Raw genomic sequence first — 15717 nt, forward strand, 5'->3', positions numbered from 1 at the left:
GGCCCAGACGCCCGTCAGCCGGCATAATCCGCATCCGAGACCTGTTCCATCCAGGTGACCGCCGATCCGTCGATGGTTTCCTGGATGGCGATATGGCTCATCGCGGTGTCGGGCGCGGCGCCGTGCCAGTGCTTTTCGCCGGCGGGGAACCAGACCACGTCGCCCTGGCGGATCTCCTCGACCGGGCCGGCTTCGCGCTGGACGCGGCCGCGGCCGAAGGTGACGATCAGGGTCTGGCCGGCGGGATGGGTGTGCCAGGCCGTGCGCGCGCCCGGCTCGAAGGTGACATGGGCGCCGACGGCACGGCCGGGCGCCTCGGCCGCGAACAGCGGGTCGATGCGGACGCGGCCGGTGAACCAGTCGGCCGGCCCGGCGGTCGAGGGCGTCTGCCCTGCGCGGGTGATCTTCATCTGCGGCTTCCTTCAGTTGCCCATGGTGGCGATGTCCATGACGAAGCGGTATTTCACATCGCCCTTCAGCATCCGTTCATAGGCGGGTTCGATCTGATCGGCGCGAATCATCTCGATATCGGCCACGATGCCGTGCTCGGCGCAGAAATCCAGCATTTCCTGGGTCTCGGGGATGCCGCCGATCATCGAGCCGGCCAGGCTGCGGCGGCGCATGATCAGGTTGAACACGTTGGGCGAAGGATGCGGCGTCGCCGGCGCCCCGACCAGCGCCATGGTGCCGTCGCGCTTCAGCAGCGCCAGGAAGGCATCGAGGTCATGCGGCGCGGCCACGGTGTTCAGGATGAAGTCGAAACTTTTGCCATGCGCCGCCATCTCGTCGGGGTTGCGCGAGACCACCACCTCATCGGCACCAAGCGCCAGAGCATCGGCGCGCTTGCTTTCCGAGGTGGTGAAGGCCACGACATGTGCCCCCATGGCATGGGCGAGCTTCACCCCCATATGCCCAAGGCCGCCGATGCCCACGACGCCGACCTTCTTGCCCGGCCCGACGCCCCAATGGCGCAGCGGCGAATATGTGGTGATCCCGGCGCAGAGCAGCGGCGCCACGGCGGCAAGCTGATCCTCGGGATGGGTGATCTTCAGGACATAGCGCTCGTGCACCACGACCGCTTGGGAATAGCCGCCCAGCGTGTGGCCGGGCGCGTCGGCGGTCGGGCCGTTATAGGTGCCGACCATGCCGTCGCAGTAGTTTTCCAGCCCCTCGTCGCAATCGGCGCAACGCCGGCAGCTGTCCACGATGCAGCCGACGCCGACCAGATCGCCGGGCTTGTGGCTGCGGACATGTTCGCCGACGGCGGCGACGCGGCCGACGATCTCGTGCCCCGGCACGCAGGGATAATGCGTGCCGGCCCATTCGCTGCGCACCTGGTGCAGGTCGGAATGGCAGATGCCGCAATACAGGATCTCGATCCGCACGTCATGCGGGCCGGGCCTGCGGCGGGTGATCTCCATGCGCGACAACGGCTGATCGGCGGCGGGGGCGCCATAGGCGAGAACGGTCATGTCATGCTCCTTTGTCTGCATTCATTTGCTGGCGGGTCCGCGCGTCATGCAAGGCTTTCGACGCGCAGCAGCAGGGGCGCGGCGCCGCCATCCAGCCGGCCCAGCCCGCGCGGCCGGCGACAGGGGGCGTAATAGCACAGATCGCCCGGCGCCACATTCCCGAAGCGGATGCTGCCTGCCCCGGTCAGCTTGCGCGGCAGGTGGGCGATCTTCTGGTTGGTGGAACAATCCTTGCTGGTCAGGCCCAACGGCAGGATTGCCCTCCGGCGTCGCGGTGAAGTCCTGATCGGCGCAGGTCGGGCGGATCGGCATCGCGGCTCCTGCGCGGGCGTTGGCGGGACGGGCGAGGCTGGCGGCTGCAGCCAGCAGGAAACGCCGGGACAGGCCGGCGGGTTCATCGGACATCCGCGGATTCTCCATCATGGCACGCCTCGCCCAGCCCAGGCGGCAAGATGCCGAAGACCGCCGCCTGGGCGAGAGCGTGGAACAGGACATGATCGCCGGGCGCATCGGTCCCGACTGGCGGCTGGTGGCAGCGGGCTTGCCCGGTTTAGCCCTCTGCGCTTGCGCAGCGGTTCCCTCGGTCCCTCCGAAGGTGCGCCGGGAACGCCTCACGTCGATCGGATTGAGTGCATCCGGCGCCTCGGCCGGGTTTCGGCTGAAACCCGCCGATGCCGGATCCGGAGTCGGCCATTGGCTGCCGGCGTGCTACCCTTGCCCCGATCAGTCAGATGGGGGGAGAGATGGGACAAAAATTCGTACCCGAGCTTCACGATCCGAATTACCGGACGACTGAGGGACAGAAGGACGAGGCGCTGACGGAGGATGAAGCCAAGCGCCTGTTCGATGCGATGATCGCCAGGCTGGATGCCGAGCAGCGGGGCGTCCGGCGCCCTGACTGAGCGACGCCGCCGGAAGGCGCGGTGTTTCCCGCTGTTCTGCGGGGTGGTTCGGGCTGGCCTGCCGATCCGGCTGGTTCGCCCCCGCGCCGCCTATGCTGCCCGGCCAGGGACAATCGGGCAGGCTGTGCCATCAACCTGCCCGATCCAGTCGGGGCCACCACGAACCAATTACCACCACGAAACCGGCTACCCACCACCGACATCCGCAGTCTGCCCTTGCCGGAGCGTTGCGGGAAGCTGACCATTGGGACATGTCCCGCGGAGTTCCGGCCCCCGGATGCCGCTTCGCCGCCCTGCAGGCGGCCCGGAATTTCGGAAGCCCGGCCTGAAGGCGATCAGGGCGATCGGGGCGGAAGCCGGGCAGATCGGCACCGGCTGGAACGCCAAGCGGCCGGGCGTGGCGCCGGTCCCCCGCGGAACCCCGGCCGAAGCGCGGCGTTGACGACCATCGCCGTTTTGCGTGAAGGAACCCGCGCCATGGCCCCAAGGGCGATCTGGAAAGGCCTGCTGACCATCGCGGAAGTCAGCTGCCCGGTGACGCTGCATGCCGCGGCCTCGACCTCGGAGCGGATTGCCTTTCATACCCTGAACCGCGCCACCGGCCATCGCGTGCGGCGGCAGTTCATCGACGCCGACACCGGCAAGCCCGTGGACAGGGACGACCAGGTCAAGGGTTACGAGCTGGCCGAGGGCGATTACGTGATGCTCGACCCCGAGGAGATCGCCGCCGCGGTGCCGGAAAGCGACAAGGCGCTGGCGGTCGCGCAGTTCATCGACTGCCAGGACATCGACGATGTCTATTTCGACCGCCCGTATTATCTGCGGCCGGCAAGCCCCACGGCCGAGGAAGCCTTCGCCCTGATCCGCGAAGGGATGCGCCGCAAGAAGGTGGCGGCCCTGGCCCGGGCGGTGCTGTTCCGGCGGGTGCGCACGGTGCTGATCCGCGCGCATGGCCCGGGCATGATCGCGACGACGCTGAATTTCGACTACGAGGTGCGCTCGGCGCGCGAGGCGTTCAGCGATATCCCCGCCACCAGGGTCAAGGGCGAGATGCTGGACCTGGCCAAGCATATCATCGCCACCAAGATGGGCACCTTCGACGTCACCGCCTTCGACGACCGCTACGAGGCGGCGCTGGCCGATCTGGTCAAGGCCAAGCTCGAAGGCCGCCGCATCGAGCCCGGGAAGCCGGCCCGGCGCGAGAATGTCGTGGATCTGATGCAGGCCTTGCGCCAAAGCGCCGGGCTGGGGGCGAAGAAGACCCCGGCCCGGAAGAAACCCGCGCCGCGGCAGCGCAAAAGCGGCTGACACCCGGCCCGGGCGACCCGCGCCCGATCCGGGCCGGGTGCTGGCGGGGAACATTGCCCGGCGGCCAGCGGTTGGGTTGCATCGGGGTCCGGCAGGGAAGGAAACGAGCATGGCCGATGCAGGCGGCAGGCGATCCGGGGCAGGGCCTCTGCCCCCGGCCGGGGGGCGGATCTGATGGCGCCGCGGCCATTCTGGAAGGGCTATCTGAAACTGTCGCTGGTCACTTGCCCGGTGTCGATGATGCCGGCCACCGGCGAGGGCGAGAAGGTCCGGTTCCACACCCTGAACGCGCAAACCGGCAACCGCGTCGTCAGCCGCTATGTCGATGCCGAAACCGGCAAGCCGGTGGCCGAGGAGGACGAGGCCAAGGGCTATCCCACCGGCGAGGCGGATCACGTCATCCTGGAGGAGGACGAGATCGATTCGGTGACGCTGGAAAGCACCCGCACCATCGACATCGACATGTTCGTGCCGGCGGATTCGATCGGCTGGACCTGGTATGACAAGCCGCATTACCTGACGCCCGACGACCCGATCGGCGAGGAAGCCTATTGCGTGATCCGCGACGCCATGCGTTCGACCGGCACCGTGGGCATCTCGCGCCTGGTGCTCTATCGCCGGGAACGGGCGGTGATGCTGGAACCGCGCGACCGGGGCATCGTGCTCTGGACCCTGCGCTATGGCGACGAGGTGCGGGCCGAGGCGGATTACTTCGACGATATCGGTCAGGAAAAGGTCGATGCCAAGCTGCTGAAACTGGTCACCCGGCTGATCGAGGAACGCAGCGCCCCCTGGGATCCGGCCATGGTCGCCGATCCGGTGCAGGACAAGCTGCTGGAGATCATCGCCGCCAAGACCAAGGGCCGCAAACGGGCCGCGAAGCCCCGGGCCGAGAAGCCCGCCGCGCCCGGCAATGTCGTCAACATCATGGACGCGCTGAAAAACAGCATCGCCGCCGAAAGCAAGGGCCGGCGGCGCTAGCCGGCCTTGCCGCGCCGGGCGCCCGGCGCCTCCAGCGGGACGGCGGCGGCGCGAAAGCCGTCCCAGGGATCGGCCGCCAGCGTGGCAAGCCGGGTCGGCATGTTCCGGATGGTGAACCAGGCCGGGCCGATGCCACCGTCCAGTTCGTCCCAGCGCAGCGGCGCCGAGACGGCGGCGCCGGGCCGGGCGCGGGTGGAATAGGCGGCAACCGCGGTGGCGCCGCGCTGGTTGCGCAGATAGTCGATCAGGATCCGGCCGCGCCGCTTGGCCTTGCTGATGGTCGAGACATAGCGGTCGGGGTCGTCGGCCGCCATGGCATCGGCCATCGCCTTGGCGAAGGCCTTGACCGCCGGCCATTCCGCCCGCGGCTGCAGCGGCGCCACGACATGCAGCCCCTTGCCGCCCGAGGTCTTGACGAAGCCGGCCAGCCCGTGATCCTGCAGCCGCTGGCGCAGCTCGCGGGCGGCCGCCACCACCGCCGGCCATTCCACCGCCTCGCCCGGGTCGAGGTCCATGGTGATCAGGTCCGGCCGTTCCCAGTCTGCGATGGTCGAGCCCCAGGGGTGGATCTCCAGCGCCGCGGATTGCACCAGCCCCATCAGCCCGTCCAGATCCTCGATGGCGATCAGCGGCTCGCCCTTGGGATCCCTGGGATCCTGCACCTGGACGATATGCCGGCCAAGGCCCTTCCAGGCGTGTTTCTGGAAGAACCGCTCGCCGGCGATGCCGTTCGGGCAGCGCAGCAGCGCCAGCGGCCGGCCGGTGATCCAGGGCGCGATCTGGCGCCAGACCTCGGCATAGTAATCGGCGAGCCCCTCTTTGGTGACGCCGTCCTCGGGCCAGTAAAGCCGGTCGGGATGGGTCAGCCGCACCCGGCGGCGCTGCGGGGCAGGGGGCTTGGCGGCGGGTCTGGCGGTTTCGCGCACGATCTCGGTCGCCGGCTTGTCCTCGCGCAGGCCGCGGAACGCGGCGTGGCGCAGATGGCCGTCGGCCGTCCAGGCCCGGAACTCGACCTCGGCCACCAGCTCGGGGCGGACGAAGCGGGCCTGCCGCGCCTCCTCCGCCGTCAGGCGGGCGGCGAAGGGGCTTTCGGGGATGCGCAGCCGTTCCAGCCGGCGGAACAGATCCTCGGCCACGGCGCCGGAAAACCCGGTGCCGACCCGGCCGACATGCTGCAATGCGCCGTCCTCGTAGACGCCCATGATCAGCGAGCCGATGGCCTTGCGCGACACCGACGAGGGCACATAGCCGCCGATGACGAATTCCTGCCGGGCCGAGCATTTCGACTTGACCCAGGCCTTGCCGCGCCCGGTGCGATAGGGGCTGTCGGCCAGTTTCGAGACGATCCCCTCGAGGCTCAGCCGGCAGGCATGGCGCAGGACCAGGGCGCCGCTTTCCCGGAAATGATCGCTGAGGCGCAGGATGCCGTCGCCGCGGCCGAGAAGCTGCGCCAGCAGCGCCTTGCGCTCGACCAGCGGAACGGCGCGCAGGTCGTAGCCGTCCAGATACATCAGGTCGAAGGCGTAGAAGGCGAAGCGGTCGTCGCGGCCGGCGCTGAGATCGGCCTGAAGCGCCGAGAAATCCGAGGCGCCGGCCGCGGTTTCGACCACCATCTCGCCATCCAGGATGGCCGACCCGGCCGGCAGGCCGCGCAGCGCCGCCGGCACCGCCTTGCCGAAGCGCGCGGTCCAGTCCAGCCCGCTGCGGGTCAGCAGCTTGACCCGGCCCGCCTCGAGCCGGGCCTGCAGACGGTAGCCGTCGAACTTGATCTCGTGCAGCCAGCGCGCGCCAGTCGGTGCGGCCGAAACCAGCGTGGCCAGCATCGGCTCGACAAAGCCCGGCATCGCCGCCTTGCGGGCGCCCTTGACCTGTGCCGGCTCGGGCGGGTCGGGGCTTGGGCGGGGATCGGGCGGCGATGCGGCCGGTTTCGTCGCACCGCCCGCCGATCTGCGGATCCGGCCGGTCTTCGACGACCATCCCGGCGCCTCGCCCGCGACATCGGCGATCAGCCGGCCGGTCTTGACCGATTCCGGCCGCTCGGCGAGGATGTCGGGCGCGTCCTCGCCGCGGGCGAAATCGTCCTCGCCCTTGATGAGCAGCCAGTTCTCGCTCTTGTCGCGCGGTTTGCCGCGCATCCGGACCAGATGCCAGCGCCCGCCCAGCTTTTCGCCGTGCAGCGTGAATTCCAGGTGGCCCTTGGCATATGCCTGATGCGCATCGCCCTCGGGGGTCCAGGTGCCGCGGTCCCACAGGATGACGGTGCCGCCGCCATATTCGCCCTTGGGGATGGTGCCCTCGAAATCGCCATAGTCCAGCGGGTGGTCCTCGACATGCACGGCCAGGCGCTTTTCGCCGGGCACCAGGCTGGGGCCCCGGGCGACGGCCCAGCTTTTCAGCACCCCGTCCAGTTCCAGGCGGAAATCGTAATGCAACCGGGTCGCGGCATGTTTCTGGATGACGAAGGCATGGCCGCCTTTGCGCCGCCGGCCGCCGCGCGGCTCGGGCGTGGCCGAGAAATCGCGTTTCCTGCGATAGGCCTCTAGCGCCATGGCCGGGCCGCGGGATCATGGTGGTCGCCGGCAATACCGGCAGGGTGCCGTTTTCTGCTCTGGAGCCTTGCCAGCGGTAATGTCATGTCCGGTCCTCTCCTGGTCTCCGGATGCATGGGTGAAACCGACCGTGCGGGGATTTGTTCCCCTTGGGCAGATGGCGTTCATGAAGGCGACATAATCCGGATTATTGGTCCATTCCCCGGATGCGGGCGGGTTCTGGTCTGAACCGCGACACGCCATGCTCTCCAGGCGGTTGCCATTCGAGAGCCCCCGCATGCCGGAGGATTTTTCCGCCTCGGCCGCGGCGGCGGACGGCTGGCACCGGGCGGCGCTTTTCCGAAGCATGACCCCTGCCCCGCATTCAGGCTGTTGTCAGCAATCTGGCCTAAGGCTGCATGCAGCCGCGGCCGGTCTGCGGCACAGCCAGGATGGGGAATTGACCGCCACGTTTTCTTCCGACCGCATGATGGCGGTCCTGTCGGCCCTGACCATGGCCGGGCTCGGCCTTGCGGCGATCGCGGCATTCGTCCTTCCCGGCCCCTGGGGAGCCGCCGGGCTGGGCCTGGCCTTTCTGGCCGGCGGCCTGCCCGCCGCGATGCGGGCGCTGATGCTGCTGGGCCGCGAACATGCGCTTGACGTCGACCTGCTGATGGTGATCGCGGCCCTGGCCGCGGCGGCCGTGGGCGCGGCGCTGGAGGGGGCGGTCCTGCTGACGCTGTTCAGCCTGTCCACGACGCTGGAGCGCCGCGCCATGACCAAGGCCCGCCACGCGGTCGAAGCGCTGATGCTGCTCCGTCCCGACAGCGCCCTGCTGCAGGGCGCCGATGGCGCGGTGATCGAGGTCCGGGCCGCGGATCTTCGCCCCGGCGATGTCGTGGTCCTGCGCCCGGGCGCGCGGGTGCCGGCGGACGGCATCGTGCTGGACGGCGAGGGGGCGCTGGACGAGGCGACGATCACCGGGGAATCCATGCCGGTCCGCAAGGGCCCCGGCGGCAAGGTGTTCGAGGCGACGGTGAACCTGAATGCGGTGCTGCGCGTCACCGTGTCGCGCCCGGTGGCGGAAAGCACCGTCGCCCGCATGATCGCGCTGGTGACGCGGGCGCAGGCCGCCCGCGCCCCGTCCCAGCGCTTCAGCGCATGGTTCGGCCGCCGCTATACCGTGCTGGTGCTGGCGGGCGCCGTGCTGGCCTTTGCCGTCTTCCTGGGGCTGGGCCGGACTGCCGAGGACGCGCTGTACCGCGCCGCCACGCTGCTGGTCGCGGCCAGCCCCTGCGCCATCGTCATCTCGGTGCCGGCGGCGATCCTGTCGGCGCTGGCGGCGGCGGCGCGGGGCGGCGTGCTGTTCAAGGGCGGCAGCGCGCTTGAGAGCCTGGCCGAGGTCGAGACCTTCGCCTTCGACAAGACCGGCACCCTGACCACCGGCCGGGCCGAGGTCACCGGCCTTGCCTCGGTCATTCCCGAGGGCGCGCTTCTTGCCCTGCTTGCCGGGCTGGAGGACCAGTCCGAGCATCCGCTGGCCGAGGCGATCCGCCGCCGCGCCGCCGCCGAGGGCATCGCCGCCCGGCCCATGCGGGATGTCGTGAACGCGCCCAGCGAAGGCATCAGCGGCCGGGAAGCCGGCAGCGGCCGGCGGTTCTGGGCCGGCAATGCCCGGATGGCCGAGCGCATGGGCGCGCGCATCGCGGATGCGGGGGTGCGGACCCTGGCGAAGACCGCCGAGACCGTGGTCTATGCCGGAGAGGGCGACAGCCTGCTGGGCGCCGTCACCGTGGCGGACCGGCCGCGCGCCACATCGGCCCGGGCCCTGACCGCGCTGCGCGGCGCCGGGGTCGGGCGGCTGGTGATGATGACCGGCGACCGCCGCGCGGTGGGATTGCGCATCGGCGCCGAGCTGGGCTTCGCGCCGCAGGATATCCATGCCGACCTGCTGCCCGAGGACAAGGTGGCGCTGGTCGGAACCCTGGCCGCCGGCGGGCGCGTCGCCTTCGTCGGCGACGGGGTGAACGATGCCGCCGCCCTGGCGCGGTCGGATGTCGGCATCGCCATGGGCGTCGCCGGCAGCGAGGTGGCGCTGCAGGCCGCCGATGTCGCGCTGCTGTCCGAGGATCTGGCCCGCCTTGCCGCCGCGCATCGCCTGGCCCGCCGCACCCGGGGGGTGATCCGGCAGAACCTGGGTTTCGCGATGGCGGCCATGGCGGTCATGGTGCTGTCCGGGCTGTTCCTGTCGCTGCCGCTGCCGCTGGCGGTGCTGGGGCACGAGGGCGGGACATTGCTGGTGGTGCTGAACGGCCTGCGGCTGCTGGCCGATCCGATCCGGGGCGGCAAGGCACCGTGACGGTGCCGCGAGGACAGGCCGGCGCGGCTATGCCGGCGGCCAGAACACCGCGCGAAACCCGTCGGCCCGGCCGGGGATGGGCGAGATCAGTTCCAGCCGCCCCTTGGCCGCCCGCGCGATGCTTTCGGCGATGGCGAGGCCAAGGCCCGAGCCGGGGCGGTCGCTGCCGGCCCGCGCGAACCGCCGCACCAGATCGGCCAGCCGGTCCGGCGGGATCGGCGCCGCCGCGTTCGAGACCGTGAACCGGCCCGACGGCAGCAGCTCGACCCCGACCGGGGTGCCGGCGGGGGAATGGGTCAGCGCGTTCTCGATCAGGTTCCTGGCCAGGATCGCGAAGGCGTCGGGGTCGAGCGGCGACGGCGCCCGCTCGGGCAGGACCACCTGCAGCCGCGGCCCGGCGCCTTCGCGCCGGAAATCGTCCAGGGTCAGCGCCAGAACCGGAACCAGGTCGCTGGGCGTGTCGCGCAGCACGCCGGCCCCCTCGGCCCGCGCCAGTTGCAGCAGCTTTTCGGCCAGCCGCGCCAGCCGCTTCAGCTCGGCCTCCAGCGCCGCGGCGCGCGGCTGTTCCGGCCGCTGCGCCAGTTCGCGCACCAGCCGCTGCGCCTGGGCCAGCGCGGCGGCGATGGGGGTGCGAAGCTCATGCGCGGCCGATGAGGTGAAGGCCCGCTCCGCCTCCAGCGCCCGGGCCATGCGCGCCATCAGCCGGTTGACGGCGTCGGCCAGCGGCAGGAACTCGGCCTGCAATCCGCCGGTCGGCGCGGCGGAAAGCTCGTGTTCGTTGCGGTGGCGGATGGCATCCGACAGCCGGGTCATCGGCCGCAGCCGCGCCCGGGTCAGCCACAGCACCCAAAGCACGCTGAGCGGCAGCAGCGCCGCCGCCGGCAGGGCCAGCGCCTGCAGGCTGGCCAGCAGCGTCTCGCGGCGATGCGCCAGGGGTTCCGCCACCGCGATCCGGTAGGCGCCCGAGACCGCGTCCAGGCCGAAAAGCCGATAGCCGTGCCGGTTCCAGAACCCGGTATGCGGCGGACCCGAGAACAGCCGGCGATGCGCCTCGTGGGAATAAAGCAGCACCCCGCCGTCGCGGTCATAGACGGCATAGGTCAGGTATTCGTCATGCGGCCCGATGGGCGAGATGCGGCGGGCGGACTGATCCTCGTCGGTGTTGGTCAGCTCCACCACCGCGATGGAGAGGATGCGCTCGGCCGCCTCCTGCAGGGCGCTGTCCGAGACCTCGTTGAGCTGGCGTTGCAGGACGCCGCCGGCCAGCAGCAGCGCCAGCACCCACAGCACCGCCACGCCAAGCGCGATGCCCAGCGACAGGTCGCGCCGCAGGCTTTGCGGGCGGCTCATGCGCCGCCTGCCGGATGGCCCAGGCGATAGCCCAGGCCGCGCAGGGTCTCGATGCAGTCCCGGCCCAGCTTCTTGCGCAGGCGGCTGACATAGACCTCGATGGTGTTGCTTTCGACCTCGCTGTCGAAATCATACAGGCGCTCCTCGAGCTGTCCCTTGGTCACGATCGAGCCGGGGCGCTGAAGCAGCGCCTCGAAGATCGCCCATTCCCGCTGCGACAGGTCGACCCGGCCGCCGGGGCCGTAGATCCCGCGCGAGGCCAGGTCGATCTCCAGCGGCCCCAGCCGGATCAGCGGGTTGGGATTGCCGGCATAGCGGCGCGCCACCGCGCCGATGCGGGCGGAAAGCTCGTCAAGGTCGAAGGGCTTGACCAGATAGTCGTCCGCCCCGGCGTTCAGCCCCTCGATCCGTTCGGTGATGCGGTCCCTGGCGGTCAGGATGATCACCGGCGTCACCATGCCGCGCGCGCGCAGGCCGCGCAGGAAATCCAGCCCGTTCCCGTCCGGCAGCATCAGGTCCAGCAGGATCAGGTCATAGGCCACGCTGTCCAGGCAGGCCCGGGCATCGGCGATCCGCGCCACCCGGTCGGCGCAATGCCCTTCGCCCAGGATCTGGTCATGCACGGCCCGACCCAGCCCCGGGTCGTCTTCCACCAGCAGAATGCGCATACCGGCCTCCATGAGTCCCGCCCATGATGCCGCAAACTGACAGGGGGCTGAACGCGGCTTGTCGTCGCGTTCAGCCCCCTGTCAGCCGGCGCGGGCAGAACGGGGGCGGTTCAAGGCAGAAGGGAACCGCCATGCGCAGAATGCTGATGCTGCTGATGCTGGGGACCGGCCTTGCCGCCGGGACCGCGGCGCTGGCCGATGACGATTGCGACCGCCCGATGCGGGACTGGCAACCGCGCGAGGCGGTGGCCCGGAAGGCCCGCGACATAGGCGTCACGGTGCGCCGCATCCGCACCGACGACGGCTGCTACAAGGTCTATGGCCGCGCCGCCGACGGCCGCGCCGTCGAGATCGAGATGGATCCGGTCACGCTGGAGATCCTCGAGACCGAATACCGCCACGACAAGGACCGCCGCCATCCCGACAGCGACGAGGACGACCGGCCGCGCGGCGAGGACGGCGGCGGGCCGGTCCCGGCCCCGCCCGCCGCTCAGCCGGCCAATCCGCTGATCGGGCCGGCGACCGGCCGCACCAACTGACAGACAACCCGGAGAACCCCGATGAACACCACCACGACCGCCCTGTGCCTGTCCCTGGCGATGCTGGCCGCGCCCGCGACGGCGCGCGAGGTGACGATCACCGCCGCGATGAAACCCTATGCCGGCGACGGCGCCTATCTGGCGCTTTACCTGACCGATGCGCAGGGGGCCTATCAGGGCACCCTGTGGGTGGCGGGGCCGAAGACGAAATACTGGAAGCATCTGTCCGACTGGTACCGCGCGACCGGCGGCGCCCCCGCCGGCATCGACGCGATCACCGGCGCCAGCGTCGGTGCGGGCCGGACCCTGACGGTCAGCGTGGACCTGGCCGAGGCGCTGCTTGATGCCGGCTACCAGATCCGCCTGGACAGCGCGGTCGAGGAGGTCGCCGACCGCCCGGCCGAGGTGGTGGCGCCGCTGACCACCGCCGGCAAGGGCCAGCCCGTGGCCGGCAAGGGCTTCGTCCGATCCCTGCAATATGATTTCTGAGCCCCGCGATGATGCGCAGATTGCATTCGGTGGCCGGGCTGGTCTTCGGGCTGGTCCTGGCCCTGCTGGCGGGCACGGGCGCCATCCTGTCGCTCGACCCGGCGCTTGAACGGCTGGACGCGCGGCCCGGCGGCGGCACGGTCGCGGCGCTGGCGGCCGCGGTCGCCGCGAACCATCCCGATGTCGAGCGGCTGGAGCGGCGCGCCAACGGCGTCTTCGTCGCCAGTTTCGCGACGCCCGCGGGTTACGAGACCGTCAGCGTCGATCCCGCCACCGGCGCGGACCTGAAACCGTGGGCGGCCTCGGCGACGCTGCGCTGGATCCGCGGCCTGCACCGGTCGCTGCTGCTGGGCGATGCCGGCCGCGCCGTGGCGGGGCTGGGCGCCGGCGCCATGGCGGTGCTCGGCCTCAGCGGTCTGGCGCTGCTGGCGGCGATGCTCGGCGGCTGGCGGCGGCTGGGCCGGCGGGTCTGCGCCGGCGGCGCCGGCCGCTGGCATGCCCTGCTGGGACGCGCGGCGCTGGCCGGGCTGACGGTTTCGGCCCTGACCGGCATCTGGATGTCGCTGGCCAGCTTCGGGCTGATCCAGGACGGCAGCGCCGCCGAGCCCGCCTTTCCCGAGGTGGCGGCGGGCGCGGCGCCGGCGCCGGTCGGGACGCTTGCGGCGCTGCGCCTGCTGCCGGTCGGGCAGCTGCGTCGCCTGACCTGGCCCGCCGCCGGCGATCCGGCCGATGTGTTCGGCCTGCAGACGGCCACCGGCGCCGGCTATGTGGACCAGGCCACCGGCGCGCTGCTGAACTGGCAGGACCACGCCGCGGCGGCGCGGCTGTGGGAATGGGCCTATGCGCTGCATACCGGGCAAGGCCTGTGGTGGCTGGGCCTGCTGCTGGGCGCCTCGGCGCTGGCGGTTCCGGTCCTGGCCGGCACCGGCGGCTGGATCTGGTGGAAACGGCGCGCGGCGCGCCCGCGCATCGCCGGGACGACGGCCATGGCCCGGGCCGGCATCGTGATCCTTGTCGGTTCGCAGGACGGGGCGACCTGGGGTTTCGCCGCGACGCTGGCGCGGGCGCTGCTGGCCCAGGGCCAGCCCGTGCATCTGGGCGCGATGAACCGGGCCGGGCCCATGCCGGCGGCGCGGGCGCTGATCCTGCTGACCTCGACCCATGGCGACGGCGATCCTCCGGCCTCGGCGGCGCGGTTCCTGGACCGGCTGGACCGCATGACGCCGGTTCCGGTCGCGGTCCTGGGCTTCGGCGACCGCAGCTTTCCCGCCTTCTGCGGCTTTGCCGAGACGGTCTCGGCGCGGCTGGCCCGCGCCGGCTGGCCCGCGTTGCTGCCGCTGGCGCGGATCGACCGCCAGTCCAGCCGGGATTTCGCCCGCTGGGGCGAGGATCTGGGCCGCGCGCTGGACCTGCCGCTGGCGCTGCGGCACCGCAGCGCCACGCCAAGGTCCGTGCCGCTGCAACTGGCGGCGCGGCAGGATTTCGGCGCCGATATCGGCGCCCCCTCGGCCGTGCTGCGCTTTGCGGCCCCGGACGGCGCGGCCTTGCCCCGCTTTCGGGCCGGCGACCTTCTGGGCGTGATGGCGCCGGGGGCCGAGGCGCCGCGCTTCTATTCGCTGGCCTCGGGCCGCCGGGACGGCTTTGCCGAGATCGCCGTGCGGCGGATGCCGGGCGGGCTCTGCTCGGGCTACCTGCACGGGTTGCAGCCCGGCGACCGGGTGCAGGCCTTTGTCCGCGCCAATCCGGGCTTTCGCGCGGCTGGCGGCTCGGTGCCGGTGATCCTGGTCGCGGCCGGCTGCGGCGTCGGCCCGATGGTCGGCATCCTGCGCCACCTGCGGCCGGGGCGCCGGTCGGTGCTGTATTTCGGCATTCGCGACCCCGGTTCGGATTTCCTCTACCGGCACGAGACCGACGCGATGCTGGCCGACGGCCGGCTGGGCCGGCGCGTCATGGCCTTTTCCCGCGGCGGCACGCCCAGGCATGTCCAGGACCGCCTGCGCGAGAATGCCGAGGAGCTGGCGCGCCAGATCCAGGCCGGCGGCCAGGTGCTGATCTGCGGCAGCACCGCGATGGCGCGCGGCGTGGCCGCCGCCTTTGCCGAAATCCTGCGGCCGCTCGACCTGACGGTCGCCGGGCTGCGGGCAGAGGGGAGGTATCTGGAAGATGTCTACTGATACCGATCGGCTCGTCACCCTGCACGGGCCCACCATGGGCACGCGCTGGACGGCCCGCCTGGCGCAGGGGCGCATCCCGCCCGGGCTGGGCGCGGCGCTGCAGGACTGCGTCGATGCCGTGGACCGCGAGATGAGCACCTGGCGCCCGGACAGCACCCTGATGCGGCTGAACGCCGCCGCGCCCGGCGCATGGGTCCGGACCGGCCCGGACCTGATCGCCGTGCTGCAGGCCGCCGCCCGGATCACCGAGGCCTCCGGCGGCGCCTTCGACATCGGCGTGGGCGAGGCGGTCTTGGCCTGGGGCTTTGGCGCCGCGCAGGGCCACACCGACGCGGCCGCGATCCGCGCCGCCCTGCGCCAGCCGTTGCGCGCCGAGGTGGAATGCTGTCCTGCCCGCAACCGGGTGCGGCGGCTGAATGCCCGGCAGCTCGACCTGTCGGGCATTGCCAAGGGTCATGCCGTGGACCGGATGGCGCGGCTGCTGCGCGGCCGCGGCATTCCCGATTTCACCGTCGGGCTGGACGGCGAGATCCTGGCCGAGGGCCTGCGCCCGGACGGCCGGCCCTGGGCCATCGCGCTGGAAAGCCCCGATCCGGACCGCCGGGCCGCACATGGGCTGATCGAGCTTTCGGGCCGGGCGCTGGCCACCAGCGGCGATTATCGGCACCGGGTCCGGCTGGGCCTGGACTGGCTGTCCCACACCATCGACCCGCGGCGCGGGGCCCCGGTCCGCAACCGGCTGGCCAGCGTCACGGTTCTGGCGGCGGATTGCGCCCAGGCCGATGCCTGGGCAACCGGGCTGATGGTGCTGGGCGAACATGCCGGCCCCGCCCTTGCCCGGGCCCGCGGGATCGAGGCGATCTTCCTGGTCCGCGACGCAGACAGCCTCAGAGAGGTGACGACGCTTCAACCCGGCGATCTGACCGTCTGAGGGGCGAGCGCCGCGC

14 protein-coding genes are annotated in these 15717 nt (G+C 71.5%); 8 read left to right on the plus strand and 6 right to left on the minus strand.

All coding sequences use genetic code 11. The annotated features are described in order from the left end of the window. Nucleotides 1–14 precede the first annotated feature (14 nt). The 3 genes from NBE95_RS22105 to NBE95_RS22115 are packed head-to-tail and all read right to left on the minus strand — an operon-like array spanning nucleotide 15 to nucleotide 1720. Entirely contained in the window at nucleotides 15–410 is a 396-nt protein-coding gene (locus tag NBE95_RS22105) for a cupin domain-containing protein (RefSeq protein ID WP_289896799.1), read from the minus strand. Nucleotides 411–422: 12 nt separating this feature from the next. After that, nucleotides 423–1472 carry an NAD(P)-dependent alcohol dehydrogenase gene (locus NBE95_RS22110; protein ID WP_289896800.1) on the minus strand — a complete coding sequence of 350 codons (1050 nt, stop codon included), beginning with the start codon at nucleotides 1470–1472 and terminating at the stop codon, nucleotides 423–425. A gap of 44 nt (nucleotides 1473–1516) precedes the next feature. Beyond that, entirely contained in the window at nucleotides 1517–1720 is a 204-nt protein-coding gene (locus tag NBE95_RS22115) for a cyclophilin-like fold protein (RefSeq protein ID WP_289896801.1), read from the minus strand. Nucleotides 1721–2143: 423 nt separating this feature from the next. On the opposite strand from NBE95_RS22115, the gene NBE95_RS22120 reads away from it, so the two are divergent. From NBE95_RS22120 to NBE95_RS22130, 3 genes are all read left to right on the plus strand, one after another. After that, nucleotides 2144–2374 (plus strand): hypothetical protein, encoded by a 231-nt coding sequence (locus NBE95_RS22120; RefSeq protein WP_289896802.1) that lies wholly within the window; start codon nucleotides 2144–2146, stop codon nucleotides 2372–2374. 477 nt (nucleotides 2375–2851) lie between these two features. After that, nucleotides 2852–3682: a Ku protein gene (locus NBE95_RS22125; RefSeq protein ID WP_289896803.1), complete on the plus strand. Its 831-nt coding sequence runs from the start codon at nucleotides 2852–2854 to the stop codon at nucleotides 3680–3682. Nucleotides 3683–3856: 174 nt separating this feature from the next. Beyond that, a complete protein-coding gene (locus tag NBE95_RS22130) occupies nucleotides 3857–4663 on the plus strand; it encodes a Ku protein (protein ID WP_289896804.1) in 807 nt (268 codons plus the stop codon). On the opposite strand, the gene ligD is transcribed toward NBE95_RS22130, so the two are convergent. Further along, the gene (gene ligD, locus NBE95_RS22135; RefSeq protein ID WP_289896805.1) at nucleotides 4660–7212 is read right to left on the minus strand and encodes a DNA ligase D; all 2553 of its coding nucleotides are present in this window, start codon (nucleotides 7210–7212) and stop codon (nucleotides 4660–4662) included. The two genes, NBE95_RS22130 and ligD, sit on opposite strands and share 4 nt — an antisense overlap. A 466-nt stretch (nucleotides 7213–7678) precedes the next feature. On the opposite strand from ligD, the gene NBE95_RS22140 reads away from it, so the two are divergent. Next, nucleotides 7679–9550 carry a cation-translocating P-type ATPase gene (locus NBE95_RS22140; RefSeq protein ID WP_289896922.1) on the plus strand — a complete coding sequence of 624 codons (1872 nt, stop codon included), beginning with the start codon at nucleotides 7679–7681 and terminating at the stop codon, nucleotides 9548–9550. A gap of 27 nt (nucleotides 9551–9577) precedes the next feature. Here the strand turns inward: NBE95_RS22140 and NBE95_RS22145 are convergent, their stop codons facing one another. Next, nucleotides 9578–10900, minus strand: coding sequence for an ATP-binding protein (locus NBE95_RS22145; RefSeq protein WP_289896806.1), 1323 nt, complete (start codon nucleotides 10898–10900; stop codon nucleotides 9578–9580). Next, the gene (locus NBE95_RS22150; protein ID WP_289896807.1) at nucleotides 10897–11568 is read right to left on the minus strand and encodes a response regulator transcription factor; all 672 of its coding nucleotides are present in this window, start codon (nucleotides 11566–11568) and stop codon (nucleotides 10897–10899) included. Before NBE95_RS22150 ends, NBE95_RS22145 begins: the two co-directional genes overlap by 4 nt. Nucleotides 11569–11699: 131 nt before the next feature. Here NBE95_RS22150 and NBE95_RS22455 point away from each other — a divergent pair, with 131 nt between their 5' ends. From NBE95_RS22455 to NBE95_RS22170, 4 genes are read left to right on the plus strand one after another with little or no spacing between them, the layout of a single operon-like run. After that, on the plus strand, nucleotides 11700–12107 hold the full coding sequence (locus NBE95_RS22455) for a PepSY domain-containing protein (protein ID WP_354670387.1): 408 nt from the start codon (nucleotides 11700–11702) through the stop codon (nucleotides 12105–12107). 21 nt (nucleotides 12108–12128) lie between these two features. Further along, entirely contained in the window at nucleotides 12129–12596 is a 468-nt protein-coding gene (locus NBE95_RS22160) for a DUF2271 domain-containing protein (RefSeq protein WP_289896808.1), read from the plus strand. 11 nt (nucleotides 12597–12607) lie between these two features. After that, on the plus strand, nucleotides 12608–14770 hold the full coding sequence (locus NBE95_RS22165) for a PepSY domain-containing protein (RefSeq protein ID WP_289896809.1): 2163 nt from the start codon (nucleotides 12608–12610) through the stop codon (nucleotides 14768–14770). After that, complete coding sequence (locus NBE95_RS22170; RefSeq protein WP_289896810.1) at nucleotides 14760–15701, plus strand: FAD:protein FMN transferase; 942 nt, start codon at nucleotides 14760–14762, stop codon at nucleotides 15699–15701. Before NBE95_RS22165 ends, NBE95_RS22170 begins: the two co-directional genes overlap by 11 nt. The last annotated feature ends 16 nt before the right edge of the window (nucleotides 15702–15717 follow it).

The sequence above is a fragment of the Paracoccus sp. TOH genome, from assembly GCF_030388245.1.
Classification (GTDB): Bacteria; Pseudomonadota; Alphaproteobacteria; order Rhodobacterales; family Rhodobacteraceae; genus Paracoccus; species Paracoccus simplex.